At 68.1% G+C, this 19,526-nt stretch carries 23 protein-coding genes, 2 pseudogenes and 1 other annotated feature; of the genes and pseudogenes, 9 read left to right on the top strand and 16 right to left on the bottom strand.

Annotated features, from left to right (window positions below; all coding sequences use genetic code 11):
• Window positions 1-112: 112 nt before the first annotated feature.
• The 16 genes and pseudogenes from L7N97_RS15765 to L7N97_RS15690 all read right to left on the bottom strand — a co-directional run bounded on the left by L7N97_RS15765 (window position 113) and on the right by L7N97_RS15690 (window position 13,748).
• The gene (locus L7N97_RS15765; protein ID WP_237479264.1) at window positions 113-781 is read right to left on the bottom strand and encodes a DUF3102 domain-containing protein; all 669 of its coding nucleotides are present in this window, start codon (window positions 779-781) and stop codon (window positions 113-115) included.
• Entirely contained in the window at window positions 778-1,101 is a 324-nt protein-coding gene (locus L7N97_RS15760; RefSeq protein ID WP_237479263.1) for a hypothetical protein, read from the bottom strand. Before L7N97_RS15760 ends, L7N97_RS15765 begins: the two co-directional genes overlap by 4 nt.
• 59 nt (window positions 1,102-1,160) lie before the next feature.
• A complete protein-coding gene (locus L7N97_RS15755; RefSeq protein ID WP_237479262.1) occupies window positions 1,161-3,179 on the bottom strand; it encodes a DUF927 domain-containing protein in 2,019 nt (672 codons plus the stop codon).
• Complete coding sequence (locus tag L7N97_RS15750) at window positions 3,176-3,439, bottom strand: hypothetical protein (RefSeq protein WP_237479261.1); 264 nt, start codon at window positions 3,437-3,439, stop codon at window positions 3,176-3,178. Before L7N97_RS15750 ends, L7N97_RS15755 begins: the two co-directional genes overlap by 4 nt.
• 216 nt (window positions 3,440-3,655) lie before the next feature.
• The gene (locus L7N97_RS15745; protein ID WP_237479260.1) at window positions 3,656-3,850 is read right to left on the bottom strand and encodes a MerR family transcriptional regulator; all 195 of its coding nucleotides are present in this window, start codon (window positions 3,848-3,850) and stop codon (window positions 3,656-3,658) included.
• A gap of 131 nt (window positions 3,851-3,981) precedes the next feature.
• Complete coding sequence (locus L7N97_RS15740) at window positions 3,982-4,503, bottom strand: hypothetical protein (protein ID WP_237479259.1); 522 nt, start codon at window positions 4,501-4,503, stop codon at window positions 3,982-3,984.
• 56 nt (window positions 4,504-4,559) lie between these two features.
• A protein-coding gene (locus tag L7N97_RS15735; protein ID WP_428980972.1) for an IS5 family transposase occupies window positions 4,560-5,371 on the bottom strand; the annotation gives its coding sequence in 2 pieces (ribosomal slippage) (window positions 4,560-4,939 and window positions 4,939-5,371; 813 coding nt in all).
• 146 nt (window positions 5,372-5,517) lie between these two features.
• Complete coding sequence (locus L7N97_RS15730) at window positions 5,518-6,051, bottom strand: tyrosine-type recombinase/integrase (RefSeq protein ID WP_428980998.1); 534 nt, start codon at window positions 6,049-6,051, stop codon at window positions 5,518-5,520.
• 63 nt (window positions 6,052-6,114) lie between these two features.
• A pseudogene (locus L7N97_RS15725) lies at window positions 6,115-7,336 on the bottom strand (IS3 family transposase).
• Window positions 6,939-7,055, bottom strand: a sequence feature (AL1L pseudoknot). Its footprint overlaps the pseudogene before it by 117 nt.
• Before the next feature lie 47 nt (window positions 7,337-7,383).
• The gene (locus L7N97_RS15720; protein WP_237479257.1) at window positions 7,384-8,013 is read right to left on the bottom strand and encodes an Arm DNA-binding domain-containing protein; all 630 of its coding nucleotides are present in this window, start codon (window positions 8,011-8,013) and stop codon (window positions 7,384-7,386) included.
• Between the two features lie 293 nt (window positions 8,014-8,306).
• The gene (locus tag L7N97_RS15715) at window positions 8,307-9,338 is read right to left on the bottom strand and encodes a tyrosine-type recombinase/integrase (protein ID WP_237479256.1); all 1,032 of its coding nucleotides are present in this window, start codon (window positions 9,336-9,338) and stop codon (window positions 8,307-8,309) included.
• Between the two features lie 11 nt (window positions 9,339-9,349).
• Complete coding sequence (locus tag L7N97_RS15710; protein ID WP_237479255.1) at window positions 9,350-9,634, bottom strand: helix-turn-helix transcriptional regulator; 285 nt, start codon at window positions 9,632-9,634, stop codon at window positions 9,350-9,352.
• Window positions 9,627-9,827: a hypothetical protein gene (locus L7N97_RS15705; protein WP_237479254.1), complete on the bottom strand. Its 201-nt coding sequence runs from the start codon at window positions 9,825-9,827 to the stop codon at window positions 9,627-9,629. Before L7N97_RS15705 ends, L7N97_RS15710 begins: the two co-directional genes overlap by 8 nt.
• A gap of 535 nt (window positions 9,828-10,362) precedes the next feature.
• Window positions 10,363-12,786 (bottom strand): annotated as a pseudogene (locus L7N97_RS30435) (DUF927 domain-containing protein).
• Between the two features lie 129 nt (window positions 12,787-12,915).
• Window positions 12,916-13,158: a helix-turn-helix transcriptional regulator gene (locus tag L7N97_RS15695; RefSeq protein ID WP_237479253.1), complete on the bottom strand. Its 243-nt coding sequence runs from the start codon at window positions 13,156-13,158 to the stop codon at window positions 12,916-12,918.
• A 347-nt stretch (window positions 13,159-13,505) separates the two neighbouring features.
• Window positions 13,506-13,748: a helix-turn-helix domain-containing protein gene (locus L7N97_RS15690; RefSeq protein ID WP_237479252.1), complete on the bottom strand. Its 243-nt coding sequence runs from the start codon at window positions 13,746-13,748 to the stop codon at window positions 13,506-13,508.
• 108 nt (window positions 13,749-13,856) lie between these two features.
• Between L7N97_RS15690 and L7N97_RS15685 the strand changes: the two genes are divergently transcribed.
• The 9 genes from L7N97_RS15685 to L7N97_RS15645 all read left to right on the top strand — a co-directional run bounded on the left by L7N97_RS15685 (window position 13,857) and on the right by L7N97_RS15645 (window position 19,469).
• Window positions 13,857-14,444, top strand: a complete 588-nt coding sequence (locus L7N97_RS15685) for a hypothetical protein (protein ID WP_237479251.1) — start codon at window positions 13,857-13,859, stop codon at window positions 14,442-14,444.
• Window positions 14,437-14,799, top strand: coding sequence for a hypothetical protein (locus tag L7N97_RS15680; protein ID WP_237479250.1), 363 nt, complete (start codon window positions 14,437-14,439; stop codon window positions 14,797-14,799). Before L7N97_RS15685 ends, L7N97_RS15680 begins: the two co-directional genes overlap by 8 nt.
• Window positions 14,792-15,169, top strand: coding sequence for a hypothetical protein (locus tag L7N97_RS15675; protein WP_237479249.1), 378 nt, complete (start codon window positions 14,792-14,794; stop codon window positions 15,167-15,169). Before L7N97_RS15680 ends, L7N97_RS15675 begins: the two co-directional genes overlap by 8 nt.
• Entirely contained in the window at window positions 15,162-15,491 is a 330-nt protein-coding gene (locus tag L7N97_RS15670; protein WP_237479248.1) for a hypothetical protein, read from the top strand. The genes L7N97_RS15675 and L7N97_RS15670 overlap by 8 nt, the downstream gene beginning before the upstream one ends.
• 105 nt (window positions 15,492-15,596) lie before the next feature.
• Window positions 15,597-16,040: a helix-turn-helix domain-containing protein gene (locus L7N97_RS15665; RefSeq protein WP_255721676.1), complete on the top strand. Its 444-nt coding sequence runs from the start codon at window positions 15,597-15,599 to the stop codon at window positions 16,038-16,040.
• Window positions 16,041-16,063: 23 nt separating this feature from the next.
• A complete protein-coding gene (locus tag L7N97_RS15660) occupies window positions 16,064-16,657 on the top strand; it encodes an IS630 family transposase (protein WP_237479247.1) in 594 nt (197 codons plus the stop codon).
• A gap of 352 nt (window positions 16,658-17,009) precedes the next feature.
• A complete protein-coding gene (locus L7N97_RS15655) occupies window positions 17,010-17,174 on the top strand; it encodes a hypothetical protein (protein ID WP_237479246.1) in 165 nt (54 codons plus the stop codon).
• Window positions 17,175-17,259: 85 nt separating this feature from the next.
• Window positions 17,260-18,270, top strand: a complete 1,011-nt coding sequence (locus L7N97_RS15650; RefSeq protein WP_237479245.1) for a hypothetical protein — start codon at window positions 17,260-17,262, stop codon at window positions 18,268-18,270.
• Window positions 18,271-18,350: 80 nt separating this feature from the next.
• Window positions 18,351-19,469: an ISAs1 family transposase gene (locus tag L7N97_RS15645; RefSeq protein WP_237479244.1), complete on the top strand. Its 1,119-nt coding sequence runs from the start codon at window positions 18,351-18,353 to the stop codon at window positions 19,467-19,469.
• Window positions 19,470-19,526: the final 57 nt, after the last annotated feature.

Below are 19,526 nucleotides of genomic sequence, written 5' to 3'. Positions count from 1 at the left end.
GCGTACCCCTCGGGATGGGCCCTCTAGGGAAGGACCCGGGGTTTTCGGCTGGGGTCCGGCCGGGCGGACGGTCACCGTCGCCGGTGCCGCTCGACGTGGGAGTGCCTAGGCCCTACCCGTCCACCGCCGAGACGCGGCGGGTGAGATCCTTGGCAATGTCGAGCGTCGCCGCGGCATGAGCGGCCTTGCGCTCCATCTCGGCCTCGATCGCCAGGGCGATCTGGCGCGGGGTACAGCCTGCCTTCAAGGCCGCATCGAACGTCCTGATACCCTCTACGCCGCAATGCTCCCGGATCGACTTCACGACGCGCTGCGCAGCTTCCCCCTCTTCGACGGTGCGGATCAGCTTTTCATAGCCCTTGGCGTCGATGTCGCCGCGCTCGTGGATCTCGCGGGCGAAGGCGCGGCGAGTGTCAGAACGGCAGGCCTTCCAGGCCTCGACCAGCCGTTCCTGCTCCGGCCGATGCAGCGAAACCACGGTCGGCGCTGTCGTCTTCCGAGATGCTCGGGCAGCCTTTCGCAGGGGCAAATCCGCAACGCGTTGCGCTTTTGCCGGATCGTCGCCGGTGATGCGGACTAGCCGCATGTAGAGCTGCGCGGTGCGCGGGCTGAACGTGACGTTCGCCTTCAGCCAGTCGTCCCAGCCGCCGTGAGCGACGGTGGCCTTTGCCTCGACAAGCAGCCGTCCGGCCTCCATGGCGTACCTGGTGCCCTCGCGCTTGTGGGACTCGACCTTGTCGTGCGCGGCGTTGATGGCGGTGGCGATGTTCGACGTGGTCATAGGGTTTCTCCGATCAGGTCCCACACGAGCACCGACTCAGGCATCGCTCGGCGACGGTAGGTGAGCGGACCGAATGTGATGGTCTCGGCGGTGAGAGCAGTGACGTTCTTGAGCAGCGGCAGCATCAGAGCCCCGCAACTGTCGACCCGGGCGGCGCCGGCGAGGCCATGCACCCCGAACAGGTCGATGGCCGTCCAGCCGTGTGCGGCGGCTTCGGCGGCGTAGTCGTCCATGAAGTGCGCCACGGCCCGGTGCACGGCTTCCCACTCGCCGAACCGGAAGCCTTCACAGGGCGGCGTCCAGCGGTCGAGCCGGCCCAATCCATCGCACCAGCCCCGCGGCGTGTCAGGCAGAACGTCGGGCTGTGAGGCACTGACGGTCAATCGCGGAGCATGATTTTCACAGACATGCTGTTTTTCGCTGGGGCCACCACGCGGACCTTTTGCCCCGCAGTCTGCTTCCGGCCCCGGGTGTCCTCGGCGATCTTGTCGGCCAAGCTGATCTCGCCCGACGACAGGAACAGGAGCCGCCACTTCGCCGGCTTCCGGAGCATGGCCTCCCGGGTAGCCCGCGCCTTGCCGGACCCGTTCGCCAACATGTACGCCACCTCGCCGGCCTCGCGCCCCCCGAGCTGCGCCAGCTCGTCGAGGCAGAGCAGCGCATCGTTGTGCGCCGTCGCCACAGCCTCCAGGCCGTTCGAGGTGGCCCGCCACGCTCGGACGTACTTCTGATCTCCGCCGCCCCACACCGACCCGGCGAGCGACAGAGCGGTGGTCTTGCCGATCGACGAGGGGCCGCGGAGGTGGATGCCGCCGCTCTCTTCCCCGCACGGGCCGACCAGGGCTGCCGCGAAGGCGGTCGAGATCGCCAGCACAAGGCGGCTGTTGCCGACCGCGTAGCGGGCGACCTCCTCCTTCCACTGATCCAGGGTGCCGCGGACGTTGAAGGCGTGGTCGACGGCGCCGCTGGTCTGCAGGATGGCGCGCTCTCCGTTCGGCATGCCAATGGCGCCGTCGGGCAGCACGAAAGCGGCGCCGTACCAGCCCGTCGCTGACACCGCCCGGGCGCGCGCCTCGACGTGGACGCCGGTCAGGAAGTTGACGAGCAGGTTCCTTGCCTTCGTGCCGGCCCCGACGTAGAGGCCGCCGTCGAGCAGCACGCGCCGCACGTCGGCGCCGTCCGTCGCCAGGATTGAGCGCGGCATGGCCCACTCCCGCGCGCGGCCGTCCGGGTCGGACCAGCGCAGCAGGACGCCCCAGGACTGACCGCGGTCGTCGCGGCTCTCGGCCAGCACGTCGAAGCGGCCCGACACGACCACCTCGGGCTTCTCATCGTCGCTGGGGTCGGACCACACGAGGCCGCGGTCCGTCATGCGGAAGCCGGCGGGCCAGCTCGGAGCCTTGGCCTTGGCGGGCCGGGCCGCGTCGAGCAGGGCCGCGAGGTCGGCCTCGTCCGGCACGACATCGGCGAGGTCCCACTTCGGCGGGAAGTCGCTCGGCACCGGCACCACGGCCGCGCTGTCCGCACCGGCCTTCAGCGCCAGCTCGGCGATGGTCGCGGCCGCCTTGCGGCCCACGTCGTCGTTGTCGGGCCACACCACTACGGCCCGGCCGGCGAGCGGCGACCAGTCCACATGCTTGACCGCCTCGGCCCCGCCCGGCCACGCCACAACGACGTGGTCCGGGAAGAGCCGGGTAGCAGGCTCGACCTTCTTCGCGCCCTCGACTACCAACACGGGGGCGAGCGGCGCCTTGGCGAGGCGGTCGAGCCCGAAGATGGGCCGCGGCGCCGGAAGGTGCTTGAGCCGCCATTCCGTGCGGCCGTCCTCGTGGCGGCACCAGCATGCGAAACGGATGTCCTTGCCGTCGGACTTGAGCCATCGGCACTCGACGCCGAGGACGCGACCTTCCGCGTCCCGGAAAATCCATGTCGAGCGCGGCTCCCGGCCGCCGAGCTGAACGACCAAGGGGAACGCCTCGTCCGGCACCGGGACGATGCAGGTCCACGGATCGCGGTCGGCGTCGGGTTTGCGCTCGGCCTTGGCGTTGACGCGAGCGGCAGGAGCATCATCGGCCGCTCGCTCGGGCTGAGACAGGCCGAGCCGATCGGCGACGGCGCGCGCTGCATCCACCTGCGATGTCCTGTTCAGGAAGGCGTACAAGCTGACGGCATCGCCGCCCCTGTCGCCCGTGGCGAAGTCGGACCAGCGGCCCGACGCGGTGTTGATCGTGAAGGACCCGGGGCGACCGTCGGCGCGGGTCGGGTTGCGGACCACGTACTCGTGGCCCTCGCGCCGGCCGCCGGGGAGCCAGTCAGCCAGGAGGTCCGGCAGGCTGCGGAGCGCCGCGGTGGACACAGCCTTGATGTCGACGCGCGAGGTGGAAAGGCCGAGGCTCATTTCAGCGCCTCCATCGTATCGAACCGGCTGTAGTACATCAGGTGCCGCCAGCGCTCGGCCTCGGGCTCGATGACGATGCGGTGCGCGCCGTCGCGGCTGAGCACCGTGAGCAGGTCGCAGGCGTGGTGCGGGTTGTGGAAGGTGCGCTGCAGAAGCACCGCGCCGAGCCCGACCTCATAGGTGGTGACCTGCCACTCGTTCTCGGCCGGGCAGGTCAGGACCGCGACGCGCTCGCGGAGGCGGAAGGGAACGACGCTCACGCGCACCCCCAACCGTTGGCCTCGACCACGGCCGCGGCGGTTGCGACTGAGAGGCCGAAGCGTCGGGCGAGCCGGATGGCGCCGATCGGGGCTTGGCGAAAGTCGAGGGTGGAGCTATCTTCCATCGCGTAGCTGGGGAGCTGCATTTTTGTGAGGGGAAGGCCGATGGGCGCCTGGCAGGGCACCGTCGGTCTTTTCTTTTTTCGAGCCATCAGGTCACGCGGCCTCGTTCATGGTGGAGCCGGACAACAGCCGTTCGCGCTCGGAGCGCGGCACGAGCGTGCGGCGGCCCAGCTTCACGATGCGGATGCGGCCCTTTTTGACTTCGGAATAGAACAGCGTCCGACCGATTCCCATGGCGACCAGGAATTCGTCGACGGTCTCAGCGGCAAGTTTGGTGTTCTCAGGCATCTCTATGTCCGCGAACGTCGCCGCTGAATTGCGGCGGTAGGCGGACGATGCACGAACTCAGGCGATCTGTGTGTGTAGTCTTCGGGACAGATTTTTCAGCTCCAAAACCTGTCCCTGTTTCCTGACGATTATCAGTCGGCTTGTGTGCGGGCCTGAACTCGGATGCTCCCATCTCGGAAGACACGACGCCAGAAATTGGTGACGTTGACTGTCAGCCCTTCCACGGGCACCACGGCATGGCCGAGATTGAGAGGCGCATCGCCGACCGGGAACACCGTCCACCTCTGTCCGATGTCACCAGGGTCGGCGATAATCGGGGCAGGATGTCCCGCCGCGGCCCATGCGCGGTACTTTGTGGCCAGCCTGTCGACGATGGTGTCGAAGGACTGACCCGGAGCCTTGTACTGAGCGACAATGTGCTGTGTGCTCTCAGGCACGCTCCATCCGAACCGCTCAATGTCGAAACGAATGTGGTTGAGGTAGCCTTCATCAGGATCGCCCCACGACTGCTTGGATGCGTCCGTCCCTCCGCGTTTCAGACCTCGCCCCTTGAATCCGTAAGACTCGATAGCCGCGATGGTATCGCTGAATAGAGGATCACCCGTGCTGTCTCGGATATATTCGAGAGATCGCAGTAGCTCGGGGATTTTCATCGCCTCGGCAGTGTCCTGGCGCGGCTGCGGGCGCGGCTTAGAGTCCGTCCGGGAAGTCAGGCTGCGCAACCTATGCGACGTAGCAGCATCATGACGGACGCAGCGTAGAGGAAGGCCTTTGCGGATGCGATTGTGGCCTCCGGATCCTTCCAGAGGCGTCGATTGCGGCTGATCCAGGCGAAGAAGCGCTCAACCACCCATCGCCGGGGGTGAACCACGAAGCCGACCTGCCCGGGTGGTTTGCGGACGATCTCGACGGCGATGAGCGTGGCGCTGTCCGGCTTGTCGCCGGCGTAGCCCGCGTCGGCGAAGGCCTTGGCGATGAAAGGATATGAACGGCGTGACTGCTTGAGCACCGGCACGGCCCCGTCGCGGTCCTGCACGTCGGCCGGCTGCGGGTCGAGCACCAGGGCGCGGCCGTCCGTGTCGACCAGGGCCGGCGCTTGCGACCCTTCACCTTCTTGCCCGCGTCGTAGCCCCGCGGACCGCCGCTCTCCGTGGTCTTCACGCTCTGGCTGTCGAGCACGGCCGCGGTGGGCGAAGCCTCTCGCCCGGCCCGCTCGCGATCCAGCATGACGAGATGGTGGTTGATGCCGGCGAACAGGCCCTCATCGCGCCACGCGCTGAAGTAGCCGTACACCGTGCTCTTCGGGGGCAGGTCCTTCGGCAACAGGCGCCAGGGAACGCCGCCCCGCAGCACATAGAAAATGCCGTTCACAATCTCCCGCAACGACCACAGCCGGGGCCGTCCGAGCGGGTTGCCGGGCGGCAACAGCGGTTCGATGACGGCCCATTCGGCGTCGGTCAGATCGGTTGAGTAGCGGAGTTCGGAGCGGCTATGCTGCTCGCGGGTGGCCGGGGTCCACATGGCGGTTCCAGATCAGGTTTCAGCACCCTCCTGGAATCATCTCAGCCCCGGCCACTCAACCCCACGTGCCCTTATCGGACGGACACTTAGCCTCCCACTGTCGACGATAATCGTCTTTGGTCAGCGGCCTTCTTCGACCCGGAGTGTCATTCGGCATCAACATCGTCCTTCGTGGCCAAGCCGCAAAACACCGCCCATGCATCCATGAGCCCGCGCCGCTTCTCGAACAGGTCGCCGCGCCGATAGGCCCGCTCGACCGCGTCGGCGACGACATGGGCGAGCGCCATCTCGGCGACCTCGTTCGGGTAGTCCGTCGTTTCGGCCGCCCAATCTCGGAAGCTCGACCGGAAGCCGTGCACGGTCACGTCGAGTTCCATGCCGCGCAGCACCATGAGCATCGCCATGTTGCTGAGCGGCTTGCCTGCTTTGATGCCGGGAAAGACGAAGTCGCTCGACCGCTTCGCGTGCAGTTCGCGCAGGATGCCGAGAGCGGCGGCGGACAGCGGTACGCGATGCTGCCGGCTCGCCTTCATGCGCTCAGGCGGGATCGTCCAGAGCCGGGCGTCGAAGTCGACCTCGCTCCACATGGCGCCGAGCGCCTCGCTGGTCCGCACGGCCGTGAGGACGGTGAAGCGCAGCGCCATGAAGGACAGCGCTTCGCTGGCCGCGAGCGACCGCATGAACGCCGGCACCTCGGCATAGTGAACCGCCCCGGGTTTCTCGGAGGCTGATTGGCTTGGAATTTACGCCGCCATCGGGGGGGCCTCAAGCGCGGCGTAGAAGGCTGCTTCGGCTTCGGCCGGCGGAACGTTGCCGATCGGCTCGAGCAGCCTGCGGTGATTGTACCAGTCGACCCACTCAAGTGTGGCATATTCGACGGCCTCGAACGACCGCCATGGACCCCGCCGATGGATCACCTCGGCCTTGAACAGGCCGTTGATGGTTTCAGCGAGGGCGTTGTCGTAACTGTCTCCTATGCTGCCGACAGAGGGTTCGATGCCGGCTTCGGCAAGTCGTTCTGTGTATTTTATGCTGACGTATTGTACTCCACGGTCAGAGTGATGAATGAGAGCGCCGACAGGTCGGCGCTGGTGTAGGGCCTGCTCCAGGGCGTCCAGCACGAAGCTGGTCTGAGCGGAGCGCGAAGCTCGCCAGCCAACAATGCGGCGGGCGAACACGTCGATGACAAAAGCCACATAGACGAACCCGGACCAGGTCGCGACATAGGTGAAGTCCGACACCCACAGCGCGTTGGGACGAGGGCCTTGAACTGCCGGTTCACCCGGTCGAGCGGGCAAGCCGCCGAGGGATCCGGCACTGTGGTGCGGGCCTTTCTTCCCCTCACAACCCCTTGCAGCCCCAAGACACGCATCAGGCGCGCCACCGTGCAGCGGGCGACGCGGATGCCCTCGCGGTCGAGTTGCCGCCAGATCTTCCGCACCCCGTAGACGCCGAAGTTCTCGTCGAACACGCGGCGGATCTCGACCATCAGCGTCGCATCGCTCCTGGCCCGCGCCGATCGCTTGGTGGGGTCGGCCTGCCGGGCCGCGTGCGCGTGGTACGTCGACGGGGCGATCGGCAACACTTTGCAGATCGGCTCGACCCCATGAGCATCCCGATGCTCGTCGATGAAGGCTTTCATGTCCGTGAGCGGCGGTCGAGCTCCGCCATGGCAAAATACGCGCTCGCCTTGCGCAGGATCTCATTCGCCTGCCGCAGCTCGCGGACTTCGCGTTCCAGCGCCTTGATGCGCTCGCGCTCGTCCGATGCAGGGCCAAGCCTCGCGGCTTTGCTGCTCTCTGCTTCCTTGATCCAATTGCGCAGGGTTTCCCCCGAACAGCCGATCTTGGACGCGATCGAACGAATGGCCGCGTGCCGCGAGCTGTGCTCGCCTTGATGCTCCTGCACCATCCGGACCGCGCGCTCGCGGACCTCGGGAGAAAACGGGGGTGTGCGCTTCGTCATGGCTCCAGTCTCGCAAGATCAGGAGCCTCCGGGAAACCCGGGGCGGTTCAATAGGGCATCGCGGCGTGGTGGCCGCGCACGAGGCTGGGACGCTTGGGCAAGAGCTGATCGAGGTGGCCGCGCCATCGTGCCGGGTTCTCGCCCTGGCGAAGCCCCTTCGCCTTGGCCGCGTCCAGCACGGCCTCGATGCGCGAGCGGGCCTTCACCGCCATCTCGGGCGTCTTCGTCCACATGGGCCGGAGCACGCCCAGCACGCCCTCAGTGTCGACATCGGCGATCGGCCGAGACCGAAGCGGCGCCGCATTCGTGGTCAGCATCACGCGCCACTGATGCGCCGTCTTGAAGTTCGCCCACTGCCCCTTCATCGTCTCGACGTAGGCGTCGGCGAACTCGCCGAAGGTGGCGGTCTGCTTGTCGCGGTCGCGCTCGACGAGCGGGTCGCGGCCGGCGAGAAGGTGGCGCCTGGCCTCGCGGGCCTTGTCGCGCGCTTCGGCCAGCGTGACGTCCCCGACGGGGCCGAAGCCCATCTCGCGCTGCTTGCCGTTCCGCGACCACATGAAGACCCACGATCGATTGCCGGTCTTCGAGACATAGAGGTACAGGTTGCCCCCGTCGGAGTGCCGGCCGGGTTCCTTGATCGTCGCAACCGCGCGCGCGCTGAGGAGATCTTTCCTCAACCGCTGTCCGATCTGGAATCGAAAAGGGCCATCCCTGGTCTCGTCCCTAGTTTCGGCTCCGGCTTGTAGCGAACAGACGCGAACGGACGCAACCGGAAAGACGCGTCGGGGCACCTTCGGCACGAGGGAAAACGGGGTCGGGCGACTGCCGGCGAACGCCGCTGCAATTCCTGCGGGGCGCGCCACCTCCCATTTTACTGTCAACGATTACAATGATTTAGCCCCGAGTTTGGGGAAGTGTCGGCCGAGGTTTGGGGAAGTCTGTTCCCGTTCTGCCCCGTTCCGCATATGCGCTACCGCGCCGCCTTCCCTTCCCACACCGACATGCCACCCTCGGCCAATTGCTCCTGCTCCGCGTCGCGCGTGTAGAGCTCGGCCAACTCAATCGACTTGAGGCCGAGCACCGCCATGATCTGTTTGGTGCTGGCGCCGGCCTCGGCCAGCAGGCGACCCGCGGCCTTGCGCAGCCCGTGGGTGACGCAGTCCTCGGGCAGATCGGCCGCGCGGTGCGAGTCCCGCAGCCAGTTGCCGTAGCCGGCGACGCTGAACGGCCGGCCAGCCAACGTTTCGACCAAGTACATGCGGCCGAGCGGCGAGGCATCGAGGATCGGTTTCAGGTCGCGGTGGATCGGCACGACCACCTTCGTCCCCGTCTTGAACTGCACCACGCGGATCTTGCCGTCGACGACGTCGGCGCGGGTCATCTTCACGACATCGGACCGGCGCTGGCCGGTGAACAGGTGGAGCGCGAACGCGAGCCGCTGGCGCGTGCCGACCGGCCAGCGCGCTTCCATGGCGGCGATCTCCTCATCGGTCCAGGATCGCCAGTGCCCCGTCTTCCGGCCCTTGATGCGGTGCGTGGGATCGTCCTTCCGCATGCCGAGGTCGATCGCTCGGGTGAACAGCACCTTCAGCATCTTGCGGAGATTGTTCGCCGCGGCGGGCCGGTCCGCGTATCTGTCGAGGATCGCGACGACGTGGCGCCGCTCGATCGTGGCGACGGACTTGGTCCCGTGGTCCTCGAGAAAGCGGCCGAGCATGCCGCGCCGCACCTTCCGGGTCGACGGCTTGAGGTCCGCGAAGTCGGAGCTGGCGAGGTAGGAGGCGGCCAGCGCCGCCATGGTGCCGGGCTTGGCCGTGCGGATCTTGCTCTCGGCCGGCTTCGCCGCGTCGATCGCCGCATGGTAGGCCGCCATGAACTCGGCCGAGCCCGCCTCGCCGGGCAGGGCCAGGCGCTTGTGGGCCTTGGTGGGACGATAGTAGTGCCGCAGGCGGCCGTGGCGGTCGCGCCAGCTCTCCACGCCGGGCAGTTTGATCGTCGCCATGGCGGCCCCGCTCACAGGACGCTGTCCCACTCGTTTGTGCCTGGCGTCTCGCCGTCATGGGGCAGCGCATCGATCGCCGCGTCAAGCTCGTGTCGATCCCAGATGCGCCGGGCGTTGGCGACCCGTGGACGCGGCATGCGGCCGTCCTCGACCATGGCCGAGAACAGCGACGGCGACACGCCGACATAGCCAGCCGCGACCTCGCGCGAGAGCCCGCGCGGGTCCAGCGGGAGCCGGGCTCGAAAACGTGGTTGCTCGCTTTCGTTGTGCCGCTCCGCGGTGCGCTTTTCACCCATCGGCGCCCCCTCCGGATTTCGGAAGCTCCACGTCGCGGATGCGCTCGACCCGCCGGGCGAGGCCGTTGAGCCAGTGGCACAGCTCGGCCTTGTCGGCGAGGCAGTCGCGCGGAAGGTCGCGCAGTGCGTCTGCAAGCGCCGACAGGTCGGCCCGCACCGAGCGTGGGAGGGACGCGCTCCCGCGTGGTTTCATCTCTCGGCCACCTCTTCTCCCTCCATTTCGTGTGGGTACAGTGGATACAGTGGGTACACGTCCGCTAAGGTGCTGTTCTACAGCTGTTTTACTGAACCCACTTGCCGTACCCACATGCGAGGCGGCTGTGGTTACAGTGGTTACAGGTCGCGTTGATGTACCCACTGTACCCACTGCGGCGATCGTCGATGACAGGAAGTGGGTACAAGATAGGTCGCTGTTTCTGTTGATGATTTCGGCGCTGTACCCACTGTACCCACTCGCTTTGACGGAGGGCGGAGAGAGGTGAAGCTCAAACATCGTCGTCACCGAAGATGCTGGCCGCGATGTGGTATAGCCGGCGCTTTTCCTGCCCCGGAACGCGAACCTGTTTCGATAGGTGCGGGCCGTTGTCAGGCCGCTTCAACAGCCCCGAGCGGCGAGGGTCGCCGCCAACGCCTTCGCGTCGAAGCCGGCGCAGACCTCGCCCCAAGCCTCCGGAGTCACGTAGAAATCGAACGGCGCATCCCTGTCCGCGCCGTCTCCTCCACGCCGCTTATACCCGGCAAGGTTGTGCATGCGATGCCCGTCCGGCTTGGGCTCCCACGCGGCGAGGAAGCGGCTTTCGCCGTGCGCCGACAGGAAAGTGCGCACTTGCGCGATCCCCCTCCGTGACCTCCGACGATTCCAAGCCGCCGCGGCCCTCGATCCAGGCTGCGAGGCAGATGCGGGCCGCCCGGGTTGCTTCCCCCTCGGGCCAGGGCAGAACGCGCGCCGCGGCGGCCACCTCGCCCGCGGCGGCGATGAGGCCGAAACGACCGGCCACGCGCTGCACCTGGCCGTCCGCGTCGGCCGGGCAGTGCTTCGCCACGAAGGCGCGGACATGCGCCCTCACGCGGGCCCGCACGCCGTCGAGATCGGGCGCCACGGCCTCGATGAAGGCTCGGGCCGCGGTGCCGTACAGCCGGCGCGACGACGTGGTGAGGTGCTTGGCGAAGGCCGGCGCGTCGGCGAAGCTGTGCAGCTCCTCGAACAGCCCGTGCCGCTTCGTGTCGGCCGCGACGTCGACCACGCGCACGGCCTGGCCCGCGGTCTGGCGCCGGCCGCGCGCGTCCTCGGCGATCTTCTCCTGCAAGCTGATCTCGCCCGACGACAGGAACAGCAGCCGCCAGTGCGCCGCCTTCCGAAGCGTTGCCTCACGCGATGAACGCACCTTGCCGAAGCCGTTGGCGAGCATGTACGCGACCTCGCCCGCCTCCCGGCCACCGAGCTGCGCGAGCTCGTCGAGGCAGAGGAGCGCGTCGTTGTGGGAGGTGGCGACCGCCTCCAGGCCGTTCGCGGTGGCACGCCACGCCCGCACGTAGTGCGACCGCCCGCCGCTCCACACCGAGCCGGCGATCGTCAGCGCCGTGGTCTAGCCGATCGAGGACGGGCCGCTGAAGTGGATGCCGCCGCTCTCCTCCTCGCAGGGGCCGACGAGGGCCGCTGCGAAAGCGGTCGACAGCGCCAGCGCGAGCCGGCTGTTGCCGATAGCGTAGTGCGCCACCTCCTCCTGCCACTCGGCCAAGCTGCCGCGCACGTTGAAGGCGTGCTCGATCGTGCCGGCCGTCTGTAGGATGGCGCGGTCCTCGCCCGGCTGGCCGATCGAGCCCTCGGGCAGCACGAAGCCGGTGCCGTACCAGCCCGTCGTCGACACCACCCGGGCCCGGGCCTCGACATGGACGCCGGCCAGGAAGTCCATGAGGCGCCGCTTCGCGCCGTCGCCGTTGCCGAGGTAGAGGCCGCGCGACAGCATCTCGCCGCGGATCTCGGTGCCGTCGCCCGCCAGCATGCGCCGGGGCATAAGCCATTCCTGCGGGCGGCCGTCCGGGTCGTGCCAGCGCAGCAGCACGCCCCAGCTCTGGGACTGGTCGTCTCGGCTCTCGGCCAGCACCTCGAACTTCCCTGAGACGACGATCGGCGGCTTGTCGTCGTCGTGCGGGTCCGACCACAGCAACCCGCGATCCGTCATGCGGTAGCCGGCCGGCCACCGCGCGCCCGGCCGCTCCTCCGTAGGCGTCGTCTGTGCCGGCTGCGCCGGTTTCGCAGCGGCGAGCAGCGCGGCGAGGTCCGCGCCGTCCGGCGCCGGTTCGGCGAGGTCCCACTTTGGCGGGAAGGCGTCGGGCACGGCGACGACGTGCACGGCTGCGGCGCCGGCCTTCCCTGCACCCGCGACGATGGCCGCCGCCGCCTTGCGCCCTGGCTCATCATGGTCCGGCCAGATCGTCACCTCGCGGCCGGCGAGCGGACCCCAGTCGACGTGGCCCACGCCGGCGGCGCCCGCCGGCCAGGCGATCGCGACGTGGTCCGGAAACAGGCGCGCGGCCGCCTCGACCTTCTTCGCCCCTTCGACGACGAGGACGGGCGCGCCCGGTCGGGCGGCGAGGCGATCCAGGCCGTAGATGGGGCGCGGTGCGGGAAGGTGCTTGAGGCGCCATTCGAGGCGTCCGTCGCCATCGTGGCGGCATAGGCAGGCGAAGCGCACGTCCTTGCCGATCGTCTTGTTCCACCGAACCTCGAAGCCGAGCGGCGTGCCGCTCGCGTCTTTGAACAGCCACGCCTTGTCCGGGTCCCGCCCGCGCAGCTTCACGTCGAGTGCGATGAAGGCGCCGTCCGGTATAGGCAGGACCGGGGTCCACGGGTCCGGCTCGACAGCCGGCGCCGGCTTCTGCGCGGCCTTGCGGGGCTCCTTGGTGGGCCTCGCCGGCTCGGTCGGACGCCATTCCGGCAGGCCGAGACGTTTCCGGACGTGGTCGTTGCAGAGTTTCCAGTCGTCGCCCGCGAAGGAGTGAACGATGAAGTCGTCCAGGTCCGTGTCGCTGGGCTTCACTGACAGGGACCGGTCCTTCCTGTCGTGGTTCGGGCCTGGTGCGAGGACCTGGTGTCCTGACACCTCGCCGCCGAGGGCTTGGGCGAGGGAGCGGAGATCGTTGCGGCCCATGCGGCCCTCTCTTGGCGCGCGTCGGGGCTGTGAGGTGGGCCGATCCCGTGCTAGACCAGGAGTGCGAAGTCTTGGTCTGTATGGAACTGGCCCCGCCCCAGCCCGACGGCTTGGGTGGGGTCTGTCTTTTCAGGCGGCCTGATGCCGGCCCGTGCCGCGGAAGCGGCCCATCTTCGGCGTTGCTTGTGATCGGCGCCGCGTCTCGATCCACCGCGTGATGGCTTCCGGCTCGTACCAAACCTTCTTGCCGATCTTCAGGAACTCGGGGCCGTCACCATCCATGTGCATCTTGTTGAGCGTGGAAGGTCCGATGCCGATCGACTCCGCAGCCTGATCGGGCGTCAACCATCCCCTCTCGTCGGGTATCGCCATGACTACTTCCTCCGTGTCCGCTTTTGAGCTGGTGAGGCAGGAACGTAAGCGGAACGACGTAGACCTAGCGGTCATCCCGCGTTGCAGGCAAGTGGTGTAATTATATGTAAAGGAATTGAGCGGAACGTAACGAAGCCGCACTCCGCCTAATTGTCTCGAAAAGCACCACTTTCCGAGATCAATATTTTTTCTATGCTCGATCTGCGAATAACTATACTTGTATCTCAAGGCAAACCGGCAATTCTATCCGGGCCACCTTGGGAGAACGTAAACGTCTCTGTGGTCGCTCGATAATGCGCGACCACCTGTCGTGACCCAGCACCGTCGCGGGTGTCTGGATGGGGCGATCAGCCTTCCGTCTTGCGAAGCCGAACGCCAGGTGAGCCGTGATTCAGGAACTCGACGCCCTGGGCCTCAAGAGCCGTTTGCACGGCCTTGATTGTCTGGAGACTGCTTTTCAAGGTCTGCGATCCCTGTCCTTCCATGTTGCGGATCGTTCCGACGCTCACGCCGGACGCCTCGGCAAGCGCAATCTGCTCCACGCCTGCTAGCGCCCGCGCAGCCTTAAGCTGGTGTCCTGTCGTCAACATCGTGCATCTCGCATCCACCGATTTCGCTATCATAACCATTCTAGGCTTGACGGCAACTAGCGCTGGATAGATATGGTATCCATCGTGTTAACGATGGGAGCAAGCGAAATGGCTATCGAACGAAGCCGGAAGTCGATCCTCTGCGAGGCATGGCGGCTCGCGCGAGCGACGTCGACCACTTCAGGACGTCCCGCTCGGGAGCACCTCGCCGAAGCGCAGCGCGATGCCTGGCGTGCTGCGCGATGCAGCACGGCTGACGCTGTCCTCGCCGCCCTCTCGGCCGCGATCGACGCCGAGGTCGCCATCCATGCGGATGAGCAGGATGCTGCCGAGGCCCGCGCCCGCTATATGCACCGCCAACTCGGCGAAGCTCTCGAATACGGCTTCGCCCTGCTCGACGCGCTCGACCTCGGCCCCATGGCGCTCGACGTGGTCGACAATGCTATCGCGGCACTCGACGCCCTGGATGCACCACACGAGGACCTGAAGCCCTGGCTTACCGGACCTCCGCACCCCTGCTTCGCAATGGATGCCGAGGACGACTCGGAGAAGGATGAAGGCACAGCTCTGGAGCGCCACGGCTGCGGCTTTATCCGAGCTGGCGAAGACGATGCGGAGGACGACGATCCAGGAGAGGAAGACTTCCGCGCGCACCGACCTATTCTGACGCTCCGGCCGATGGTGGCCCATGGCTGATCGGCGCGCATTCCTCCGCGGGCTTGCCAGCCTGCCGCTGATCGGCGGCTCCGTCGCACTGATCGGCAATCCCTCGGCCGCTGCTGTCCCTGTGTCGCGCTACCTGCTCGACAGCTACATGGATTTCCTCGCGATCGAGCTGCGGGAGACCGTGATCCAGTCTCGCGAGACGCACGCCGCGAGAGAGGGCCATCCCGACTGTCCGTGGGTGCGGGAGGCGACCGAGCGCCACATGTGGGCTCCCGAGCGTCCCCACATGCGAGGGCTGCTCGACGCCAGCGGACGCCCATCGGCGCGCGCCGCCGTGATCCTGTCGGCGGCTGGCGTGCCTTGGATGGGAGGTCACCTTGACTGACCGTCGCTCCTTCCTCACCGGCCTCGTCTCGCTGCCCCTCATCGGCCGGCCGGCTGCGGCCGTGCCGCTCATCCAGGCCGCGGCACTCCCCACGCTCGATGACCCGCGCCAGCGGGCCCGCTACGTCTGGGAAGCGTTCTCCGCAGCGATGCGCGACCTGACAGCCGACGCCCACGGCTGGCGCATTCGCGGCGCCGGCGAGGCCCATGCGTTCCGCACCCTCGCGCCCGTGTCCTTCCTCAACGTGGCATCCATCCACTACGAGGTCGGCCTTCCCGGTCTTCGCCCGGCCGACCTCATCGTCGAGCGGCACCGGGACCTCGACCTCGGCGACGTCGGCGGGGCCATGATCGCAGGGCGCCGTGGTTGACCGCCGCACCTTCCTCGCGGGCGCAGGGGCGTCAGCCCTCGCCCTCGCCGCCGGCGCACCGATCGGCGCCGCCACCGACTTCGACCCGGCCGTCATCATCGACGAACTCCGGGCGGTCGGGCTCCGGATATGGCTCTGCAAGCCTGTCGGGCGCGATGCCGGCCAGCCCTACTACAGCATCCATCCGGAGCGCGGCGGCTTCACTCCCAGCCACCTCGCCGTGATGGCGCGATGGGCCGAAGCGCTCGAAGCCGAACCGCACCGCGCCGGGCGGCTTGAAGATTGCCTCGCCGAGCTCGAGCGGGAGATGGGAGTCGGATGAGAGTCCGCTCCCCTCGCCTCGCCAAGGCGCTCGCCGTCCTAAGCAGGATTCCGCTGACTGTCACACGGATGGTATGTCGAGCGCTCAAGTGCTCGGGTGAGTATCATGGCTGGTCGGTCCCGTTTGGCAGCGACGCCGGCGCAGCGCGCCGACCTCGAGACGTTGGCGCGATCTGACGTTCGGGGCGAGTCCGATCGTGCGCGGGCGATGCTGCTCACCTTGTCGGGTTGGACGAGCGTCGAGGTGGCAGAAGCGTTCGGGGTGACGGCCGATGCGGTCCGCCACTGGCGGCAGTGGTTTTGCGAAGGCGGGGTCGAGGCCCTGCGCTCGACGCTGGCCTCGGGTCGCCCGGCGGCCAAGGGCGAACAGGCGCTCGCGGTGGCGGCGGCCCTTTTGCGCGAGCCCGTGGAGAACCGGCCCAATTGGACGCTGCCGCGCCTGCAGGCCGAGATCGAGCGGCGGACGGGCCTGAGTATTTCCAAGTCTCGGCTGAGCATCCTGCTCCGGGAAAAGGGGGGTTCTGCTGGCGCCGCCCCCGGCACACGCTGAAGGGTCGGCAGGATACGCAGGAGGTGGAGCGCGTGGGCCTGCGCCTCAGGATCCGCCGAGCGCAGGCCGAGGCGGGCGATGTGGTGCTGTTGTACGGCGACGAGAGCGAAGCCCTGACCCATCCCTATCTGGCCCATGCCTGGGCGCCACGGGGCGCGGACCTGCGCGTCGCCGCCCCAGGCCAGGCCCGCAAGGTCGCCATCATGGGCGTGCTCGCCGCCGCAACCCGCGACCTCATCGTCCACACGTCGACAACAAAGCGCAGCACCGACTTCATCGCCCTGCTGACCGTGTTGGACGGCCGCGACGGCCCGCAACCGGGACGCCCCGCCAAGCCCGTCGTGCTGGTGCTCGACAACGGCCCCATCCACACCAGCAAGGCCACCACCGCCGCCATCGCGGCGCGGCCCTGGCTCACCGTGGAGTGGCTGCCGCGCTACGCGCCCGAGTTGAACGACATCGAGTTGAAATGGCGTGATCTCAAGCGCCATCACCTCGCTCATCGCACCTTCGCGGATGCCGCTCACCTCGATGCCGCCATCCACCAAGCCGTAAACAGCCTCAATGCCGAGCGACGGATCAGTCATCCGTGTGACAAATTACGAATCGCTGCTTAGACCGAAGGCATCGAAGGCCTGCACGGCGGCCACGATGCCGAGTTGCTCGTCGCGCGACAGGGCCGCGACCCCGGCCGTCATCACCATGCGCCCGCCCGCGCCGGTCCGACGCCTCGGTCGATGGAACTCGGTGCGGCGCTGAGACGGGTTTCCCGCCCCTTTCCGCTTGATCCGAAGCCGGTGTTACTGTCGCCACATGCCCTGTCCACTATGGACGGCCGACAGCGTCGGCCGGCGCCTGCCCGACCACCCCGTGATGACGCGCGGCCGTGCCTTCACGGAGGAGGACGGCGCGGCCGTCGAGCCGTTCGGCTAGCCCGAGCGCTTCGTCGCCGAGCTGCGCGACCGCCGCATGCTGATGACCTGGGCGAGCTGCATGGCGAGCGGCGAGTCGGCGACGGAGCGCTATCGCTACCTCGGCTGGGAGCGCTCGACGGTCGAGCGCCGGCGCCGCGCGGCGCTCGCCATGATCGCGGCCGGGCTCGCCCGCGACACCGGACCCGAGGCGCGATCTTGACAGTGCCATCGTTCGGCCCGGAGCCTCGAACGTAGGCAGAACATCCGTGCCCGGAGCTTCCACGTCCTCGGCGAGCGTCGACCCCGTGAACAACTTCGAAACCAACGCCGGGACGTTCCGGGGCGCCAGTCGGCCCACCGGCGCGCCGCCGCGGCCCGAGATGGCGCGCCGCGTGATGGACATCGAGGACGTGCTGCGCTGGGCGTTCCGTGACGAGCTGCCGAAGGACCGCCAGGAGGGCGGAGAGCACGGGCCGGGCGGTTACAAGTGCCCGCTCGGCGCCATGGGCTTGCTGGGCACCGTGGTCGACAACTGGAGCCGCGAGCCGGGCTTCCCGGCCGCGCTCGGCGGCCCGCATCCGGACGCGCTGCGCGTCGAGGCGGCGGTCGCGCGCCTCGCCGAGCTGGCGGACCAGCCGATCGGCGCTGCGCCGGACCTCGTGCCCGACTTCGGCGCGATCGGTTCGCTCGATGAGGTCGCCGCGGTGCGCCGGGCGCTCGGCATGATGCCGGGCCTCGTCGCACGCTGCGCCAGGATGGGCCGGCGCCTGCCGTGGCGCGCCACGACCTATCCGGAGCGCATCGAGACGGCGAACGGCCGGACGATGGTGGCGCAGTGGAAGACGGTCGCCTCCGGGACGTGCGACGGCCGCGAGGTCGACCAACAGGAGTTGGTGCCGGTGTCCGCGAGCGGCGGGAAGGACACCTATCCGCTCGACAGCTTCTGTCCGCTCGTGTTCGAGCCCAGCCTGCAATCCATCGCCGAGGAACGGGCGGAATACCTCGTCTGGTGGGGCGCGCTGGATCACCTCGCGCTCGACCTGATGGGCGAGCTGGACACCATCGCCGTGCTGCCGCCGATGGCGCCGCAACGCCCATGGGTCGAGAATACCGAGCTCGGCGCCGCGCCGCGCGTCTTCGCCGACCTGAGACGCACCTACCGCGTGGAGACACGGGAGGCAGACGAGGCGCGCGCGACCGCCGCGGCGCATCGCATGCTCGGCCAGCGCCGCCTCAACGGCGGCCGGGCCGCTGTCGCGCGCAGCATGATCCCGCGCCGCACCGTGCCGGCCGTGGCCCGCCGCGCGCGGGCGTGACCCAGGGGAATCGCATTTGAAGTTCTGGGGTAGCGTGGTGGTGCCTTGAGTGGTTTGGAGATGGCCGATGGAGGCCGTCGATGAACTTTGTGATCTCGATGCTTCGGGACGTTCCCGACCCGCGCACCGGCAACGCGACGCGTCACAGCCTTCTCGACATGCTGACGATCGCGCTCGTGGCGTCGATCTGCGGCTGCGAAAGCTGCGTCGATTTCGCTGACTTTGCCGAGGACCGAGAAGATCTTTTCCGCGAGTTTCTGGAGCTGAGCAACGGTCTGCCGAGCCACGACACGTTCTCGCGGCTATTCCGTCTGCTCGACCCTGAAGCTTTGTCGCGCTGTTTTGGACGTTTTCTGGACCATGTCGGCACAGACGGGTCAGGCGTGCTGGCCGTGGACGGCAAAACGCTGCGACGTTCCTTTGACCGGGCGGCCGGCGCCTCTCCGCTGCACGTCGTCACGGCCTTTGCGGCCGACGCGCGGCTCGTGCTGGGTCATCGCGCGATGGCGGCGGGCGAGAACGAGATCGTGGCGGCCCGCGCCCTTCTGGGCTGCCTGGATCTCGGCGGCACGCTGGTGACAGCCGACGCGATCCACTGCCAGCGCGACACGGCCGCGGCCGTGCTGGAGCGGGGCGGCGACTGTCTGTTCTCGCTCAAGGCCAACCGCCCCGCCATGTTGGCCGATGTCGAAGCCTTCTTTGCCGCGCCCGACACGCGGAACGCGCTGAACTGGCACGAGACGGTGGATGCCGACCACGGACGCATCGAGCGGCGGCGTCACGCGACCACGCAGGATGTGTCCTGGCTGTTTTCCGACCGGCGCTATGCGGGCGAACCCGCCATGCCGGGCCTGACCACCGTCGCCGTGGTGGACAGCACTGTGGAACGCGACGGACAGACGAGCCGCTCGCGACGCTACCATCTGTCCTCGGCGTGCCTTGCGCCCGAGCGTTTCGCCGCTGCCGTACGGGCGCATTGGAGCATCGAGAACAGGCAGCACTGGGTGCTGGACACGACCTTCGACGAGGACCGCGCACGCAACCGCAAGGACAACGGCCCGGAAAATCTCGCCGTGCTGCGTCGCTTGGCCCTCAACGTCCTGCGCACGGCGAGGCCGGACATCTCGATCAAGCGTAAACGCAAAAGGGCCGGGTGGTCCGACGCCTTCGCACGATCCATCCTCGCCCAAATGCGATAGCCCTGGCAGCGACACGGACGGGGCTTGCGCCTTCGCGCCGGCTGTGGCACATCACGC

This window comes from Lichenibacterium dinghuense, from assembly GCF_021730615.1.
GTDB lineage: Bacteria > Pseudomonadota > Alphaproteobacteria > Rhizobiales > Beijerinckiaceae > Lichenihabitans > Lichenihabitans dinghuensis.
The sequence above is the reverse complement of the archived record's forward strand: the minus strand, read 5'-3'. Positions and strand labels throughout refer to the sequence as shown.